The sequence below is a fragment of the Paraburkholderia bengalensis genome (genome assembly GCF_037126505.1).
Lineage (GTDB): Bacteria > Pseudomonadota > Gammaproteobacteria > Burkholderiales > Burkholderiaceae > Paraburkholderia > Paraburkholderia bengalensis.
Map to the genome: position 1 here is coordinate 1 of NZ_JACFYJ010000309.1, position 471 is coordinate 471.

The following is a 471-nucleotide window of genomic DNA, read 5'->3' on the forward strand; positions in this document are numbered from 1 at the left end:
CGACCAATACCAGGTTGCCGTTGCGCAACGCATCGAGCAAAACAATCCCTCGGACGTGCTGCATGGTAATCCTCAGGCAATGCTGCGTTCGGTCGTAGTGGTTTCTTTCGTCGTCGATCGAAACGGACATGTGCTGACGTCCTCCGTATATCGGACGAATGGCGACGACGAAGCTGAGAACACCGCGCTCAGATCACTGCGCCGCTCGTCGCCATTGCCGCGACCACCGGCGGAGCTGCTCAACGCAAACGGGCAGCTGGAGCTTTTCGAGGACTGGCTGTTCAATGACGACCGAAAATTCCAGCTGCGGGAACTCACGCCACCGCAGGCGCAGACGTTGAACTGAAGGCGTCACCGTTCATGCGCGAAATAATTTCTTCACAGTGCCAGGCATAACGGGAGGTGCGCTGTGTTTCATCCCACTCACTCATTACGTCTTACAGGGGCCGCGCGGCCCCACGTGCGGCTTTA

The 471-nt window shown here is 58.0% G+C and carries 1 protein-coding gene; it reads left to right on the forward strand.

The genetic code is table 11. The features are described from left to right. The coding region (locus H3V53_RS44050) for a TonB family protein (RefSeq protein WP_336603070.1) at positions 1-346 on the forward strand (346 nt) is incomplete at its 5' end. Between the last annotated feature and the right edge of the window lie 125 nt (positions 347-471).